Genomic DNA, 16,798 nt, shown 5'->3' on the forward strand with positions numbered 1-16,798 from the left:
ACTTTACCAATTACTTACCTTCCAAAAATATAAATCTATGACCCTAACACATACTGTAAAAGCTTTTCAAGAACTCAGCGTAGATGAATTATATGAATTCCTGAAGCTCAGGAGCGAGGTGTTTGTTGTGGAGCAAAACTGTGTTTTCTTGGATCAGGATGATAAAGATCAGAAGTGTCACCATCTACTTTTACATTCAGAGGGTAAATTGGTGGGTTATAGCCGACTTGTTCCTGCGGGCTTATCATATGAGGAAGTGTCCATAGGTCGAGTGGTTTCTTCGACTGCTGGTAGGGGAAAAGGGTTGGGAAGAAAAGTAATGGAACACTCTATAGCTGCATGTGAGCAACTTTTTGGTGCCAGCGATATTCGGATTGGTGCCCAAACCTATGCCTTGGGTTTTTATTCTTCTCTGGGTTTTAAAATCGATGGAGACACCTACGATGAGGATGGTATTGAGCATGTGGAGATGTTAAGAAAATCCTAAGAAAACGAGGACTTACTAAGCCAAAATCAGAGAAATTCTTTTAATCAAAAGCCGCTGTAAGACCAAAAGAATTATAGCGTCGATGTGCATTAAGGATCTTTAATTCAACTTAGAATGCACAGTAGGGAATTTATTTATGTGAAGTCCTCTACAAAGTGAGGTTTTTTTTCCTTGTAAATTTTTTCGCTAGGATGACGAAATATGCTTTACCTGCCTCTGATTAGCGTATAGTTATAATTGTTCCAATTGGCGGAGTATTTGGATGTTTTTTCATGACTAAAATTCTGCTGCCATGAAAACTCCGACACAAGAAAATTCCTTATATCTAAAGACACTACAGCAATGTATTAAGGATTGCGAGCTAATCATTAGTACTCAAAATGAGCGTTCAGGGATGGAACGCTGTATTGAACTAAGCAAAGTTTGTATAGTAGCTTGTAACGATTGCTTAGTCGCTTGCGAATCCGTAGGGCATGACATTGGTTCGATGCTCCAACTATGTGTGGATGCCTGTAAATCCTGCGCTGAAGAATGCAAAAAATTAGCTGGAATGAAGGAGAAAAAAGCTACGCTACAGCCATTCTATTCCTCAGGAAGTCTTAAAGTATTAGATTAAAAAGCTTCATCCATGCCACCATTGAAATGTATTGTGCTAGGGTAAACACGTTTTTGCCTGAATTACATTATAGATTCTTACATTATATAATGTGTATATCCGCAATTCTACCAGTAAGCAGACTAAAGCAATACAAAATAAGCTCAACTCTAAATTTTAGGCTACTTCGACCTGCCTACCGTAAGGGAGGTCACCTGTCTTCGGTCTTCCAGCCGGATGAGCAAAGAATTAATGGCTGCTTGCAAGAATGCGGATAATCATATTATATAATATAAAAATTTAAGAGTAGTGACTTTAGACTATTACAGCTTAAAACCAGTTTTATAGAATTCATCCACAAAACAAAACCATATTATGCCATTTTTAAAACACAGTAACGGAAGTGAAAAAATTAGAATTTTTTACCAAGATTACGGTAAAGGAGATCCTGTAATTTTGTTACATGGTTGGCCTTTGAGCCACCAAGCTTGGGAGGGACAAATTAGTGATTTGGTAGATGCAGGTTATAGAGTAATTGCATATGACAGACGCGGATTTGGCAAATCATCTCAGCCCTGTGGAAATTATGATTACAGTACCTTGACAGTTGATTTGCGGGAGCTGATTGTGGAGCTCGATCTTCAGAATGTCACCTTGGTAGGGTTTAGCATGGGGGGTGGAGAAGTAGTTCGATATTTTACAGATTTTAAAGGAGAAAGAGTTATAAAAGCAGCGCTGATTGCTTCAATTATACCTTTGGTAGCTCAAAAAGATGATAACCCGGATGGAGTACCGCAGGAAAATCTGAATGAAATTGTGGAGGCATTGTCTTCTAATCGGATTGGTTTCCTTAAAGGATTTCATGAGAATTTCTACAATTTCAAAGAACTGAAAGATGATAAAGTGAGTCAGGCGAATTTGGATTATGATTTTTCTATAGCAAGTCATGCTTCACCTATTGCCACGCTAAAATCTGCGGAAGCCTGGGCGACCACCGATTTTAGAAATGAACTGCAAAATGTCAGCGTACCAACGTTGATCATACATGGAGATGCTGACAATATTGTGCCTTATAAAACTTCTGCAAAGCAAGCGGCTGAAGGAATCGAAAACAATGAGTACCATCTGATTCCAAATGCTCCACATGGACTGAATCTCACGCATCGCGAAGAAGTGAATAAGTTATTGCTCGAATTTCTGAAGAGTTAAGGATAATGAGTTTAAGATATGATTCAATACTATGTTTCCAAGGTGGAAAACATATTGAATATACTTGCACTTAATGCATTGAACTCCAAACCTTCTGGGTTAGCCAAATCTTTGTGAATAGTAGGTTCCACATATGGAATATTTGCTGTGCGGCCATTCCAAAGTCTGTCTATCTTTCCAAGCCCACCAACAACAAGCATTTCACGGATTAGCTGAAAAGTAGCTCCAAAATCTTGTAATAGTTGGTTTCTTGAATCATCAGCATTGCTCAAATCTACACCAATGCGCTGAGCTAGAATTGACTTTCTAAACTCCTTAAGTTCATTTACCTTACCATGAACTCTATCAAATGCAGTGAAGACTAGGTCATTTGATCCGTCAAAAGTCAGACCTCTACGTCTAAATGAACCCGATCCAACCATTCCCCAGTTGTCGTCGATCAGTACGGTTTGTGTAGATATATTGCTTGGACGTCCAGGAAAGCCGATAGGGTGAAAAACTACCATTTGCCTTCCAGATACTGCCTGCAAATAGTCATAGCGTTCTTTTACTTCACTTTTCTCCCATTGGTTGTATGCAAATGAATAGTCAGGATGTTTAGGAATACATATAATTAGTTTTAATCCTGGACATTCAGCAAGTCTTGCACTTAATTTTGCTAAAAGATTGACGGTATAATTCGCGGGTGTTTCTCCTTCTGTAAAATTAAAACCTGGACTCTCGATGTATATAGATTTTCGCGCTTGACCTATTGCTTGCTCCAAAGCCCATTGACTATCTCTTCTTCCATATATTGAGGCACTTAGCTCTCTAAGAACTTCATTATAAAATCGCTCATTTTGGCTTTCAGAAAGTGGATCTCCATCTTTTAATCCATTTAAAAGATTTTTTAATTCAGTCTCAATATTGCCTAAAGCGCCTCCAACTGGCTCAGGCATTCCAGATAAATCGAGATTCAAATTATCTATAAACTCTACAAGTAGATCAATTAATTCATCAAGATTTTTTGGGATATCATCAATCCTATCTTCTAAGAAAATTTTCGAAATAGAAAGCTCTGGAGTTTCACAGTTAGGACTGACTGTTTGTAATAAGGCACCTGCGAAAATTCCTGCACTAACTGTAGGGCTATCAGATGCCGCTAAGGCTGTAGGGTTATCTGGCTGTTCCCATAAATCGTCTCGAATAGGCAAAAATCGCTCATAAAAAGAGGTTGTTCTTCTGAATGCCATTCTCGCAAGATCATAAGCAAGTTGACCAGAAGTTTGAATTCCCGTTACAGTATTTTCTGCTCCACCTGGAGAGCCAGGAGAGCCCAGATCTTGCTGGGCATGATGGAATGAAGCATTTAGCAATCCTCCTGAGATTCCTCCCTTCCAAACATCATTTTTCTTGGTAGCATAGAGCACTTCTCGTCTAGCCATGGTAGGTTGGCGAGGTGCATCTCTAGGATTGGTCTCGCCCATGAAACTGAGAATTGTGTTCAGAGTACTTGTGGAATCACTAAAGTCGAAATCACCAGAAAAAGAGTTTTTTAATCCTAGAATTGCCGAATTGCAAACCCCTTTTTTAGCTACAGATTCAAAACTATTGTCTGCGGGAGCAGTTGGATCTACCACATTCGGAGCTGTGATGGGGATCGTCAGTGCTCCAAATAGTCGTTTTGTTTTAGGGTTTTGACGGATTATCATCATATCGAAGATCAACTCCGGGTCTGTAGGAACGGTAGTGGTTCCGGTAGGTCTTAGTAAACCTAGAGGATCTGACAGTTTTAGGATAAGCTCCCCGTTAAATGTCCTTCCGTCCTCCGCAACAATTTCAGTGATACAGACACCACCTTTTCCATCGCCTCGAGAGACAGTTGCATCATCATCAAAATCTCGATTGAAAACTCTTACTGCCGCTCCAGAAGGAATTCCTCTTAATGTCAATAGAACTTCCGTGGGCTGACCTGCTGCCGGATGATTGATAAATTGAGCGGTGCTGTTGCTTTGGACTTGACTTTTAAAATTGGTGGGAAAAAAAACATCATCTGCTGGAGGTGTAATACTTGCAGGGATCGTAGGAAAGCTTGGCCATCTCGAATCTATAGAGTTTGGGGGCAAAGGTATTTTCGTATCAATCGTAGGAGCTACTAGCAAACTTTCATCTGGAGTATCTGAGAATAGCTCGTTTAAATGACCTAAGATTGAATTTCCGTCTGACAAAAGTGTCAGATTTTGATTTAATCGGATATATGGTTTAGGCTCCAACTTTGTACCATTGAATTCAATATTTGGAGAGCCAGTAAGGAAGTTCCTTAGGTCCATTACTTGAAAAGTAAAAAAATCATGGATCCAATTTGGATCATCAGTCTCAGGAATACTCATTTTTGGAACAACTACCTCAGCAAGCATTCTTCCATAGCACACATTACTTATCAAGAATTTATTTGCTAATTCTGCTGGGAAATCCCCATCTGCAGCTGTGGTGATTGCTTTTCTTTTTATTTCTCCCTGAAGTTCAGTGTCCGAGCCAGTATATACATCAAGATCAAATAATGCAGCGCTGGATTCTCTAACTGTGATGCCTTCAAACTGATCTCCAGTGTATGGTAATCCATTCATTTCTACAACCCTGATCATTTTGCTTGCAGTTTGCAGTCCAATTATTGTTTGCAATTGATTTTCAGGACTTCCTTCTATAGACAAAATAGGGTAGAACTTAAGTATTGCATTGAGCATTGAAGCGACATAAAGTGGATGGAGTATAAATCCTTGTTCGTCAAAGAAACTAATCGTACCAGATATTTCAGAATCTTCTCCTGCTTGGATACTGGTAGATATCAAGTCTGTTGGTGCCGTTCCTTCAATAAAAATAAATGCAGGTACTTGTCTTACTGTAGTGCCTTCAGCGCGTAGGGGAGTATGAGTGTTTTCAGTCTCTGTTTTTAATGCTATAAGTCTTCTCAATCTCAAAATAACCTGTGGAAAAATCTGAATCACTGCTCCTATAGAATTTATCATGGAGCCATCTGCTTTTTGTAATGAAAATTGAATGGGACGATCTGAAGTATTTGTTTTAGAAAAGAGCCCAGGGAGCGGGGCTAGCCAGTTCTCAGATGAACCAGACAAGGTCAAAGTAGCCTCATTCAAAGTCAATCCTGGATCAATATCAGCAACATCTATCCACTTTGGGGTGCAGGCAGGCATAGTTAGACCAAGGCCCTCTATCCCTTTTTCCTTAAGGCTAGTCTTAGCGAGTGTTTGGAGAAGTGTCATGCGGATAGGGATTTATTATGATAAAAGTTGCTTTAGAGCTCAATTTCCGATGCTCTGTTCTGAGGATCAATCACCTTAAGAATCAAAGGTTTTGGATTCAATGGAATCGCTATGCTAAATTCTGTGATGCCTGTGGCCAGCACTGCTTTTTTTCTTACTATTCGTGGGTAGCTGGCTACTTCTGCAGCGTTCAAAGGAAGGGTCAACGAATTTTGACCTCTGGCGGTATCTGAAGCAATGAATTCGAAAACCTTCTGTCGAGAACCATCCTCATGTAACTCCAAGATTTGGATCACTGATTTACCAAGTGGGATATGCTCAAAAGTGATGGATGTTGAGAGAATATAGACTTGTCCCAAAGCATTGCCAGAGGTTGATATTAACAATAAGGAAGGTGCAGTCTTTGGCGTGAACCAAGCGATATTAGTTACGCTAGCGTCACTTTCACCACCATATACTCCATTGGCTGGGTCACTTTGTCCTATAGCTACTGCCTGGTAAACGAGAGGTTTCCAGCTTCTTGCGATGCTTGTGTTAATGAATTTCTTACCGGATAATATAGTGCCATCTGGGAGGTTCATCGTAGCATCTTCCCATGTGAGATCACCTTCTTTCAAGATTGGTAAACCCATAGTTCCGACGTCATTGTTTATTGGCATATTTCGTATTCTAAATAGTCTGTAGCCTTCGGGTTCATCTCTTCCGTTATTGATCACTTTCACCTCGACACCTTCCACCGTTCCTGGGGGTGAGAATTTTGTCGGTAGGCTTGTTATTTGAATTAAAGGAGCGGAAGGTTTTACAATTTTGGGAACAGCAAAAAATGCTCGATTGCTTTTTCCACTTTCTATATTTGCACTATTCATTGAAGAGATAGAGTAGAGCATCAATGCTTGACTTCCACCTGGGATTTCTATCTGAAAACTTCGTCCAGTTAAAGGAGTTTTGGAGATCCTGCTAAACGTATTTTGACACATGTTCATATATTCAGCCTGATCGAGAAGATCTTTGATTTGCGTCGCTCTAGCTACTAAGCCTGATGTGAATGGTAATAAATGTAGCTCTGGAGAAGTTGGGAATCTTCTTTTTAATTCTTTTTCCAAAACTGCTCTTATTGCCGATTCCGAAGCCTCCCAAACATGATAGAAAATAGCTCCACTTGCTGCCGGCCAGTTTAAAGTTCCCCTTGCAACCCTTGTGTTGTCTGGAAGAGCAGTGTATTGTACGTCAGCTAGAACTGCGGTCACTGCTGGAGGACGTGGGTCTGGCAGACGAGTAATTGCTGGTCTATCTCTTTGAGACTCTGGTATAGAAGTGTCAATTTCTAGCCACGCACTCCACACATCTGCTGTTTCCCTGACCTTTTCTAAGCCTCTGGCATAGAGAGCATAAGCTACTTCATAAGGAAATGCTCCTGTGAAAGTTGCAGTCATATCATCAATGATCAGTTTGTATTTGCGTAGGTTGGCAGCAGGATTCTCCTGACTACCAAAAGTAGGATTGCCACTGTCATCAGCGGGGATTGAAGACTCGATCAAACTCACAGATCCTATAGATGTACTGGGAGTTTGATTAATTCCTGCATTGGAAAAAGTAATTACGATTTTATCTGCAGTTGTGCTTGGATCTGACTTTGCAAAACTGGTAGGTACAGGACCTGATGGTGTAGCTAATAAGGCCGAAAAGAATTTCCCAGTAAACTCAATTTTCCTTGGTGAACGATCAATCCAATCCCAAGAAAATTCTATTTCCAATCTACACTCCACCTGATTAATAGAAGGACTAAAGCCACTTGTGTCTTCTCCGTTTGGCAAGACCAATCTTACGGACATTATTCCTGGCTTTTGAGGCTTAGGAGCGGAGACGGAATGCCTTTTTCTTATCCAGGCCCCCCATCTTCCAAACACATCAATTGGTGCCATGAAATAGGTGTTGACCTGGCTACCAACCATAGGAACTGGTTCCTCTGGCAAGGTATGTAAAGGTTTTCCGTGATCAGCTCTTTCCCAATCACTGGACTGATCTTTTGGTATAGGTGAGAAAATTCCAATCCTGGCTTTATCGTTGAAAGGATAGTGGTCGTTTTCCAATTCCACCATGCTGGGAGAATAGCTTTTTGCAAAAGCAGAACTAGTTATAAAATTTGGCTTTCCCCACCTGAATTTTAGAGATTCAGTATATGACAAATCAATTCGCTCAGGTCTGTTTTGGCGAAGCCCTAATACTACTAAATCTTGAACTTGAACTAAAATAGGCATCTCATCTCCCAAAGCACAGAATTCTGTCTCTTTTGAAACCTGATTGAAGAATGGTAACTCAATAAATTCTGATGGTCTGATAGTATAACTTGCTCCAATCATGTAATCACAGGTCAAATCCATCAAACCAGATGTAACTGGAGTTTGACTTGACGCAGCACTATGTATTACCAACGGTTTACTGTCTTTACTAGTTTGAGCATTTCTCGCAGGTTCTATAAAGTCTGTTGTGCCAAAACCCAGCCCTAATGCAGCCGGACTTTCAGTTGATACGCTAAGTAATGTATGAGCTACAACTGGAATCCTAACATTAGCATCTTCACCGGTATTCCCACTTCCGACTTGACTTATTCCATCGATGGAAGTTTCATATACATAGGCAGGTTGCCTTTCGATTGAAAGCCAAGATTGATCTTTTGACTTTTCTAGACATGATTTAATTATATCTAATTGACTGCCAGAGCCACTACTCAAAAAATTTAAATACTGTCCGGGATCAGGAAACTGCCAGTCCACATCTGGTACCTGACTATCAATACTCGTAAGTGATCCGGGTTTGCCAGAAAAGAACTGACCGATCATAAGTCTAAAAAGCGCTGCATCTTTTGCATTTATCATCACGTGTGGATTGAATCCTTGCAGATCCCCATTATATCCTTCACCCTGAATTTTTCCAGTTCTAAATGGAAGACCAACTGTTTGGATTTTACCCCAATCTGAAGCATTTAGGATATCGTCTTGTAGAATTCCTTCCACGCGAGTCATCGTCCCGTGCCCTATACATTTCACTCCTATCATAAATGGACTTTTAAAAAGCACAGTTCCAGATTGATTTAGTGTGATAGTTTTACTTCCTATCTCAATCATGCCTTTACCCATTGGCGTGAGCACCATACTTTGTCCTGGGGTGACGGTCACAGAGACCACCATTAAGTAAAACACATCTACTGAAGAGATGAATTGCCTTTGAAAAACGATCGGTGCTGAGGTGTCAGAAATGATGGACTTGATTTGAAATTTAGAATAATCTGAGACTCTACGATAGACAGAAAATGGCTGGCGCGGAAATCCAAATTCAGGATGCATATTCCATCGTAGTGCCACTGGCATTTGCTCAGAATTGAATTTAAGCGTTTGAAGCTGATCATGATTTCGGGCAAAATCCACAAACTGTTTCATTTTTCCTTCCTGAAATGCATCAGAAAGAGGGGCTAAGATTAGTTTGAAAGAAGGATGAGTAATACGCATGTCAAAAAGAGTTCATTGGTTTGAATAAATACTATTGGTATGACTTAGCTTTCTTCCCATGGTGCATCCGGGAATATCGGAAGTGATATGAGGTCTACGGTTTTCTCCGTCATTTCATAGAAGGCGATTTGATTTTGCCTTATTTGTATCGTTAATTCTTCTCCGTCCGGATTCCATAGCACAGTAGGATCTAGAAGAATCAATGTTCTAGCTCCAGAACTCGTCCTAATAAACTTGGTAATTCTATCCTCACCAGGCAATGCGACAAGCTCAACACTTTTGGTTTTATGGTTTTCGTAGATAATGAAATTTGGATCAATAATTTGGTTCTGTTCGTTTCTAGGATTAGTCTCAGAAGAGATAGTGATGTCTCTCCAAAGTGGCTCCAACGCATCAATTAGAATTCCATAAGGGACAAAATCACCCGAGCTTCCCATTTGCACCCAAAGTAATGTAATGATGGTTTCCTCTGGGGCATCCTTTGGCATATAGCCAGCATTCCTCAGCATTGATTCCATCTGCGAATCTTCTAGAATTGCGACTGGAATATCAGGCCCAGATCCACCAGGTGTGGCAGACAATTGAGCTGTCAATGCTTTTTGATAGTATTGACCTTTTTTAATATGATCAGCCATACCTTCCAAATTTGCATAGCGACTGGTTTTAAAGCTTCTACGGAAAAACGGTGTCTTTACTCCTGATTCCGGAAGTGGCATCTCTGGACTGATGTCAATATCAAATGTGTATGGCATATTAGGCTTAAGCTCAAAACTTGGAGTATAAACTGGATGTAAAGGAATATTCAGAACTCCAGTACAAGGCAAAAATCCTAGTTCTATCAATCGCTCTACTGCTGCTCGATAGGGACTAGTAATAATTGCAGGAATACTACCGGTCTCTTCCACAGCTTCAGGGCTATTGAGTACTGGTTTACCATCTGCACCTCTGATAATACCTTGCAATTCCTTACCGTATAGGTCATACATTTTCAAGAATGCATTGTCATTGAATACCACCTTAATTGGATCTTGGAAGAAATGAAATTGTTCGTCCATTTCAGGAGTAGTTCCTAGCACATAAGGCGCCAGTGGCAGCGGAGGTGTATTATCTGTAGCAAAAGCAAAAACTTGGTTTCCAGGTTTTGAATGTTCCACATATGCTTCATTCTTATTCTTTCTTGTACGAACTATTGAAGTGTAATCAACAATCAGCTGATAGGTCTTACCAGGTCGTAACATGGGGATTTCAGAGTCATTATTGATGAATGCATCTAGTGTTGTTCTACTTGTATCTTGTTTGATCTGCAGATCTGCATGATGCTGAACTTCTGATTTTCTCAGTACTTCAATCGCACTGATTAGAAACATGGGAGCTCCTGACATTCCACCTGTCACAAACATTCTAAGCTTAGTCATCTTTGAATTCTTAGGCTTAAAGTTTAATGTGAACTTATAATAGTTCTTCAAATCCTCTGTGGATAGGAATGAAAGTAGATAAAGCACTTTTTCTCGAAGAGCAGCTCCTGGCATAATCCAATGTGCAGGCAATGTTGTTGAGTAATTAATTAATGTTTGTACAGGTAGGCTGTTAAATTGATAGCGCTCAAGGACTTCTCCTGCACTACTTAATTCTTCCATCCAGACGAAAGAAGTTCCCTTTTTGAAGTTTGCTCCAAGAATGAATAGCTCATCACAAGCGCCAGTTTCGAAAATTACACCCGCCTCTTGGTCGAGTAGAGATTTTGTGTCATTTTCAACCGCTTTGACAAGCTTATTGTATCGTTTTAGTAATTCGCGATCTTGATTTTGGAACCATGGAAGCTGCAAAGCGCGGAAGCAGGGAAAGGTCAGCTGAGCTTCTGTGGGTTGAGTAACTATGATTTTTTCATAACATACTTCTATAACCTCAACATGGAATTTGGAAGCATGTACCTGCACGTATGATATGTCTTGACCAGATAGCGTGATTGATCCTTTTCCAGGTTTTGTAGATTTAGGCGAAAATGTTTGTTCACTTATGATTATTCCTTTAGTATCAAATGCAATTGCTGTTAACCTTGTGCTTTTAATCAGGGTGGTATTTTCATATTCAAAATTTATTAAAGCAGTCGTCACAGGTGTGTTTAAGAAGTGTATTCTGATCTCTGGATCTACTGGAATCCCAGTCTCCTTAGCTTCAATAAACCTCTCAGGAAACACCAAATCTGGACGCTTAATAATTGGAGCATCCATAATAGTTGCTAAGTTTTTAAGATTCGTGACTCTCTCTTTAGGTTGATCTTTTAATGGAGTATTAATGGTATTTGTACCACTAATAGGTTTGGTAATGATGATTCGATCTAATTTAATTCCTGCTGGATTTGCAACTACTTTAATATCTGGAGCAATAGGCTTTATACCTTGGTTCAGAAGTGAAATTTTAATTTCCTTGCCAAACGTATAAGTTGATTCATACTTGTCTTTGACTTTCACTAAGGTATTGAAGCATTTTTTCTCTTTTCTCGAGGTAGGTGAGATGCTGATTTTGTCAATACCAATCACCTGAGCTTGATTAGAATGTGGAAACCCAATTCCTTCCAAGAAAATATCTGCTAGGTCTGCCTGAGCTTTTCTATCGTGAATTACACGCATAGTTTTATCAACAGGCTTTACACGTATGGTGTCTTCCGGGTCAGCTTTTGCTATTCCGTCTAGAGTCCATCCAGACTGCGAGTACCCAATGTGTTGTCCGCAGAAACTAAAAAATACTGAAGCTGGAGGCGCTGCTTGTTTACAGGCATCTTTCCAAGTTATCTCGACATTTGTATTTAGTTCAGAACTACGCTCTATCGCATAGGGAGCAGTAGCTGGAGTTCGACTGAAGGTGGCAAGATCTATAGCAGTATCGGTTGTGCTACCATTACTAGGTCTATCAATTCGCCAAACTGAAGGTGGTTTTTCTTCAGATGTACTTTCATAAACAGCTCCATTTTCCAGTAGTTGGACCTTGTTCAAAATATACTCTACTTCCACTTCCTCACTCAATTGTAACTTTCCACCTATACCACTAAAAGTGCCTGGGTCTGTCACAAAGGAATCACCTACAAACGTACTTGCTATCCTAGGAGAGGCGTGGAATTGAATGACTGGAAGTGTATCAATGGGAACTTTGATAAGCTCCGAAGGAATCGCCCCCAGCGTAATTTCTTCTCCGTTTCCAAGGCTTGCATCAATAGGCTTGATACTACCCTGACCACTGTTCAATACAGGGCTGAAACTCTGCAAATACAAGCCTCTAACTAATTTAGGTGGCTCTACTTCATAGCCCTCGTCTCCGATCTCCACACCAATACATGCTGATATTTCAAAGAACCAAAGGTCTATGCTTCCGCAAACCTTGCCATTGATATATGTCTTTAATCCTTCTTGTCCGGATCTCTTACTCACAAGGATATTGAACTCTCCACGAGCACTGATGCTCACTATCAATAGACGTAGATGACCTTCAAAATACATGTTGCCAACCACCAAGAAAGGGGCAAAGCTTACGCCTAAATGTGCACCTGCGGCAATTTTAAGATAAATGCCGCTACTTTCTCTTCCAAAAACAATGGAGGCCTCAAGCCCAACTGCAATCGCAATTCCATTTAACGTCTTGTCACGGAAGAACTCTGGAACTCGTGATCCGAATTCGCTATAGACAAGCTGATTTCCTTGAATCATCAAATAAGCACTACCTCTTACTATGTTCAGAATAGTAGCAGAGGCAGGCTGAGCAATTGTACCCAGGTACAAATGCCAATTACTAGGCTCATCCCATTTGAAGAATAGCTCAATAGGTAATGAAATCTCCAAAATCTCCTCTATGCTGAAGTTGATCATCACACCCAGAGTCAATTGCTTTCTGCCGAAATCTATATCTACAATTCCGATGATCCCCATCTCTAGATTTTTGGCAGGATCTGCAGGATTGGAGGGAAGCACACTCACCATTTTGACTTTCACCATGATGAGAATCCTAGGCCCAGGAAGTTCCAGTACCAGCATTCCTTGCAAATTGACCAAGAATCCTCCTTCGACTGTTCCCAGAAGCACTCCTATGCCAAAGCTCCAACGATCAAATGCCATTCCCCATAGCTTATTACCTGTGGGTAGCATTGCTGTGGTCTCTGCGGAATCAGTACGCAATTTGGTAGGGTCACCACTTGCTTTGATCAGCCAATTTAATGCTGGTCCCACTGCTTTAGTAGGATCTGGCTCAGCTTCCAGTCGCTTATAGTGCATGGCAAAAAGACCCATCAGCCCGTAGATTCCAAGTCCAGTTGCACCCAGGATTATTGGTGTTGGGAACTCTACCCGAAGACCTAAAAATACACTTACAGCTTCACGTTTGGAGATTGGGTCTTTCAAAGTGCCTATTCCAACATTGGCAGCAATCCTGATTTTAAGGCTAACTAAAGTTAAATCCAATCCACCTTCTACTCCCTTGGTTGAAATTTCTACCCCTAAATCATTTATGTATTTGGAGTCAATGATTTCCACAAATCCATTTCCAACTATTACTCCTGGAATATTTACTTTAACCCCACTAGGAATAATCTGTGGGGCGTCATCCGTGTCGATTGGGATTTTTAATTTAAACTTATCTACCGTGATAATACCAAGATCAACTTTTATCACAAAGTCAACTTCTAGCGTAGTCGGATTAAATCGAGCTAAACGTGCTCCTGCAATGTTAAATAAGCTATTTAGTGGTTCTGGAATCGCAAATAATGCAGGATCACTTAGGTCTAAGTCATAACCTTTGCTAGCATCAAAAATTGGCTCATAGGTCAGGCCATCATATTCTTCCGTTTTTGAATAATTCAGATTGAATCCAATTGCTTTATACCTAGCCTTCAATGGCTCTGGTAAGGTGTGTCCTTCTCTTGGTTGTCGATCCAGTCCTATTCCTAACGGCTGAACGATTATATCAAAGTGTACTTCATAGTCAAAGACAATCCCTACATCCAGACTTCGTAATGGCTCACCCGGTGCAGGTGTCACCCATCTTGTTCGGGCTTCTCCACCATGCAGAATTATTTTTCGGGTGCGGAATATACCTAAGCTACCAATCACTATGGGTACAGCTACAGAAGCGCCTAGACCAACCCATGCAGCTCCATCTTCATTGTTTTCTCCAACATTTTTGGCAGCACTGTTTATGATAGGGGCAAAGATCAGTAGTGCTCCAAAAATATTGATGAGGAGATTGTCATTTGAGGCATTATTAGTCAATGGAGGAATAATGCCATCCGTATCTCGTTCGTCACTTTTGAGCAAAAAGCTCAACGCAGTCTCTTTAGTTGCTCGATTGTATTGGTAACCCAATTTAAAATCCACTAGTCCATCTTGAGGATTTCCTCCCTCTCTTAGCTCACCCGTGATAAGTTCTGTTGATTCTGATCGTATCTCAGACTCTAATTTAGTTTCAAAATCAATTTTCCCATAGAGCTCAAGCAAACTCATTTCATTCCGCTCAAATTTAATTCTTATTCCCAGTTGCTTCAGGACGTCTGGAATATCCCGAGGATCAGTTGGAGCCTCAGGAGCCTCCTCTGGCTGCTCCACAGGAAGCGTTGGGTCTGGAGTGGCTGGCACCTCAGGCCGTTCGATTTTTGCAGTTAATTCGGTGAGATCTAGGGTGCTATGTTCTATAGTCACTCTTACCATGCGATTATTAGGATTGGTTACAGGAGAATAGGGAAGAGGAATATCTTGTCCATTCGGCGTCCCTAAAGGAATAGAAATGGCGGTAGGAAGATTGCTTCGAAGTATTGCTCTAACTACTTCATTTCTACGACTTGCCAAATCCCTGTCTGCGTCTGCTGATTGTCTGTTTTTGCTCGCATACCCAGTAAAATTAATCGACGAAATTAAATTTGGTGTAGGTAGGTGATTGTTGAGTAATTCATTGACACTACTTAGGAAAATAGGATCTGGCTCGCCCATATTGCCTGAGCTTGCATAGGAAATGTACCCTGATTGTTGGCCATCTTTTGGTCTTGCAAATTGGAATTTGACTTCGTGAACAATGTTAGGTGCGGTACTGGCCGGAAAATTCACTGCTACATCCAACTCTGTCCCATTTGGGGCAGGTACGGAAATTCTTCGCTGGTTTGTAAAAGTCTGGGTCAATGGAGCTCCATTTCTAGAACCATTTAATTCTACAGTGAAATTACCGGCTCCTCTGATTTCCAGATCTACATTTTGACCATTGGACACCATGATAAGACTTCTATTATCCGTGTTTCCAGTGATTGCAAAAGGAGTAAGTGCCTGTAGCGCATCTTCTGGCTCAGGCCTATCTTCTGGGAGTCCATCTGGCGGAGCCGCTTCCTCTTCAATTTCGACTTTCACTCTTAAGTATTCTGAACTACGCAATGGGCTACCCGCTCCAGTAGAAGAATCTGTGACTATAATAAAGATATCCTGATTGCCAAGGTCTGAAAAAGTAGCTGTTCTGCTCGATGCATCCCAAATGTCTGTCCCATCCTGCAAAAGTACTTGAGTGAGATATGTCGGCATTCCCCCATGAATCTGCAAATGCATCACAGCTCCGGGAAGTACAGTGACCTGGCCAGCAGGTGTGCCGCTGGGTCTGGTAGGTACAGGAGGAAAAATTACTCCTCTTCTGATTTCTGTGACTTTAGTAGCTCCATTATAAAAAGTAGGCTCTGCGGTGAGTATGCCCAAGGTGCTGTTTAAATAAATATCCAGTGCTGCTTCAAAACTAACCTCCCCATTGGTAGAAACTAGTAAGTCATTGACCCTGAAATTGAAACCTACACCCTGATCATTATTGAAGAAAAGTAAGGCTTGACCAATATATAATCCTTTCCAAGCCTCGTCTACACCGAAATGCTCCAGCACTTCTGGAGGAGTAGCTTCCTCACTCAGATCAAGTATCACCCGATCAATGCTGAAAGCAACTAATTCATTGGCATAGACTGCAATGGGTGGCTCCATTCGAATAAGTTCTCCCATCTTCAAATCCTGAGGAGCATCAAACCCCGCCACTCCCCAGCTTTTAACTTCAAATTTGGGGTTCAGATCTGCTTCAAGATCTCCTTGACTGTATTCCAACACTACTTTTGGTAGCTTAATTTTCACTCTGTCTGTTGCCAGTGAATTATCTATTCGTACACGATTATCGTTTGGATCAATTTTTCCTGGCTTCCAATCATCACCTAAGGTGAAGTTTAGCACATCAACCAATAATTCTAGTTTGAATCCAACCGCAGGAAAATCTGTAATCACATCTGTTGCATCCATATCCTGATCTGGCTGAGGCCTGAGATCATTAAGTAATTTGGATACTTCGGGAAGTTTCCCTGCTGTCGATGGGTCGGATGAATCAAAATCATTAGATGCTGAATCAATAAATTCAGCGCCATTTCTAGGAATGATCATCCTAAAATGAATGTACGGAGTGTCCCAACTGAAATCAGATCCATTGTTAGAATTCATATGGGTAGTATTCCCTTGCTCGGGTAATTCCAAACTGGCCTTCCCCGTGTACACTACCTCTTCTGAAGTATAGAACGTGTCAATTTTGTCTATACCAATTATCCCCAAATACTCTTGGAGTTGCTCAGGCAATTGAATTCCTGCTAGGTATTGTGGAGTGATTAATTCAACTAGACTTAATCGGGGAGTTGCCATTTTTTGAAAAGTTAGGTCTTATAAAATATCCTGGAAGAATGGACCCAATTGCGAGCAAG

The 16,798-nt window shown here is 40.8% G+C and carries 6 protein-coding genes; 3 read left to right on the forward strand and 3 right to left on the reverse strand.

From position 1 onward, the window contains the following. The first annotated feature begins 37 nt into the window (after positions 1-37). The 3 genes from BVH02_RS13305 (at position 38) to BVH02_RS13315 (ending at position 2,291) form a co-directional block, all read left to right on the forward strand. Positions 38-487 (forward strand): GNAT family N-acetyltransferase, encoded by a 450-nt coding sequence (locus BVH02_RS13305; RefSeq protein WP_086501932.1) that lies wholly within the window; start codon positions 38-40, stop codon positions 485-487. Between the two features lie 292 nt (positions 488-779). Continuing rightward, positions 780-1,103 carry a hypothetical protein gene (locus BVH02_RS13310; RefSeq protein ID WP_086501933.1) on the forward strand — a complete coding sequence of 108 codons (324 nt, stop codon included), beginning with the start codon at positions 780-782 and terminating at the stop codon, positions 1,101-1,103. A gap of 354 nt (positions 1,104-1,457) precedes the next feature. Beyond that, the gene (locus tag BVH02_RS13315) at positions 1,458-2,291 is read left to right on the forward strand and encodes an alpha/beta fold hydrolase (RefSeq protein WP_086501934.1); all 834 of its coding nucleotides are present in this window, start codon (positions 1,458-1,460) and stop codon (positions 2,289-2,291) included. 29 nt (positions 2,292-2,320) lie between these two features. Here BVH02_RS13315 and BVH02_RS13320 read toward each other — a convergent pair whose 3' ends face one another. From BVH02_RS13320 to BVH02_RS13330, 3 genes are read right to left on the reverse strand one after another with little or no spacing between them, the layout of a single operon-like run. Then, positions 2,321-5,551 carry a phospholipase D-like domain-containing protein gene (locus tag BVH02_RS13320; protein WP_086501935.1) on the reverse strand — a complete coding sequence of 1,077 codons (3,231 nt, stop codon included), beginning with the start codon at positions 5,549-5,551 and terminating at the stop codon, positions 2,321-2,323. A gap of 32 nt (positions 5,552-5,583) precedes the next feature. Then, positions 5,584-9,057 (reverse strand): hypothetical protein, encoded by a 3,474-nt coding sequence (locus BVH02_RS13325; protein ID WP_086501936.1) that lies wholly within the window; start codon positions 9,055-9,057, stop codon positions 5,584-5,586. Positions 9,058-9,101: 44 nt separating this feature from the next. Then, positions 9,102-16,739 (reverse strand): DUF6603 domain-containing protein, encoded by a 7,638-nt coding sequence (locus tag BVH02_RS13330; protein ID WP_086501937.1) that lies wholly within the window; start codon positions 16,737-16,739, stop codon positions 9,102-9,104. Positions 16,740-16,798: the final 59 nt, after the last annotated feature.

The sequence above is a fragment of the Algoriphagus ratkowskyi genome (assembly GCF_002150505.1).
GTDB lineage: Bacteria > Bacteroidota > Bacteroidia > Cytophagales > Cyclobacteriaceae > Algoriphagus > Algoriphagus ratkowskyi.